The sequence below is a fragment of the Gluconobacter sp. P1D12_c genome, from assembly GCF_018812105.1.
In the GTDB taxonomy this organism is placed as follows: domain Bacteria; phylum Pseudomonadota; class Alphaproteobacteria; order Acetobacterales; family Acetobacteraceae; genus Gluconobacter; species Gluconobacter oxydans_A.
The window spans coordinates 1-421 of the sequence record NZ_JACSIQ010000559.1 but is presented as its reverse complement, the minus strand read 5'-3'; the positions used below and the strand labels follow the sequence as shown (position 1 = coordinate 421).

The window sequence follows — 421 nt, the reverse complement described above, 5'->3', positions numbered from 1 at the left end:
TCGCTTTCGAGCGATAAGCTGTATCAGCCCAAACGCTTGAGGCCGTATTGGTTTTATCTAACAGCCCCTCTCTCAATCGCGCACCATCACTGGCGGCGGCATCCGTCGTCTTCCATTTTCGGATGAACCGAAACTTCCGGTCGATGGAGACGTGGGATTTGTAGCCAAAGAACGGGATGGCGAGATCGCTCGACGGTATGGTTCCATCGTCCTGCCGCTTCGCCTTCGTGAACTTAAGTGTCCATCGTGCATGACGATCCTTATGCGACATCTTTGCGGGCTTGTCCTGCCAGTCTTCTGGAATACGTCCTGCCCGGAGATCCGCTTTCTCAGCCTTCGTATTGCGCTGCTTTGGAGCAGCCACCAGTGTTGCATCCAGGATCTGGCCGGACATCGGGAGATAACCGGCGTTCCGCAGGGT

At 55.6% G+C, this 421-nt stretch carries 1 pseudogene; it reads right to left on the bottom strand.

What is annotated here, in order from left to right:
- Positions 1-421 (bottom strand): annotated as a pseudogene (locus tag KP705_RS18145) (IS5/IS1182 family transposase); the annotation flags it as partial.